The following is a 1,337-nucleotide window of genomic DNA, read 5'->3' on the forward strand; positions in this document are numbered from 1 at the left end:
CGGTAAACACCTCCAGCCCCACCACCACCCCGGCCGCCGGCGCGCGCACCAGGCTGTTGGCCAGTTCGAACTCGGCCGAGGCCAGGCGGTTGCGCAGGTCTTCGCTGCGGGTACGGGTTTCGGCCAGCTGGCTGCGCACTTCTTTCTGGAACTCCTCGGCCCGTTGGCGGATACGCAAGCGCATCTCGAGGATCTGCCGCTGCAACTGGCCGATGCGCCCGAAGTCCTCGGCGATCGAGCCGTCGATCTGCGCATACAGGCGCTCGCTGTCTAGCAGCCGGTTGCGCGGGATATAGCCGTCGCGCGCGAGTTCGCGCAGCCCTTGCAGTTGTTCGTTCAACGAGCGGCGCTGGAGCACCTTGCTCGCCTGGGAATCGCGGGTGCCGCGCAGTTGGGCCTCGGAGCCGGCGATGCTTTCGGCGATGCCCTGCTGCTCCATGGCCAGGGCCTGGGCACGGCTGCTGAACAGCTGGCGTTGCAGGGCCATGGTGACGGCCACTTCCGGGTCATCGGCCTGGGCCAGCAGTTCCGGGGCAAAGGCCAGGACCTGGCCACCATCGCGCTCGGCATTCAAGCGGGCCTCGCTGGCCAGGGAGCCGAGGAACTGGGTCCGCAGCGACTGCACCTGGGTGCGCAGCGGCAGCTCCTTGAGGCGAATCAACACCTGGCCGGCGCTGACCACTTCGCCGTCGCGCACCTCGATGCGCTCGATGATGCCGCCACTGGGGTGCTGCACCGCCTTGCGATGCCCGGAGACCATGACCTTGCCGGCCACCGCCACGCCCTTGTCCAGGGGCGCCAGCGCGGCCCAGCCGAGGAAGCCGGCAAAACCGCCAAGCACCAGCAGCCAGCCCAGGCGCGAATATTTCTTCTCGTCCAGGGCCAGCAGGGTGCCCGGCGCGCGCTGGTGGTCGGCGGTCGGCAGGCGACCCAGGGGTTGTGCTTGGCTCATGCTTTTTTTCCTTCGCCGGCGGCCACGCCCAGGCGATAACTGACATTCATGCTGGCCGCCGGGGTACTCGTCGGCGTCACCGGGGCCGCGGCGGCCTTGGGCTTGTGCATCGTCTCCAGGACCCGCGTCGTCGGCCCGAAGGCCTGCAACTGGCCCTCGCGCAGGATCATCAACTGGTCGGTCAGGCTCAGCACGTTGGGCTTGTGGGTGATCAGCACCAGGGTCCGGCGCTGCTGCTTGAGCTGGGCAATCGCCTGCAACAGCGCCTGCTCGCCGGCCTCATCGAGGTTGGCGTTGGGCTCATCGAGCACGATCAGCGCCGGCAGGCCATACAGCGCGCGGGCCAGGCCGATGCGCTGCTTCTGCCCCCCGGACAGCCCCGCCC

The 1,337-nt window shown here is 69.0% G+C and carries 2 protein-coding genes; both read right to left on the minus strand.

What is annotated here, in order from left to right; all coding sequences use genetic code 11:
- A partial coding sequence (locus AC07Y9_RS32140) for an HlyD family type I secretion periplasmic adaptor subunit (protein ID WP_256581014.1) occupies positions 1–952 on the minus strand: 952 nt, incomplete at its 3' end.
- Positions 949–1,337, minus strand: a 389-nt coding sequence (locus tag AC07Y9_RS32145; RefSeq protein WP_146021820.1) for an ATP-binding cassette domain-containing protein, incomplete at its 5' end; no start/stop codon positions are given. The genes AC07Y9_RS32140 and AC07Y9_RS32145, both read right to left, overlap by 4 nt.

This window comes from Pseudomonas sp. GW456-L12, from assembly GCF_059424045.1.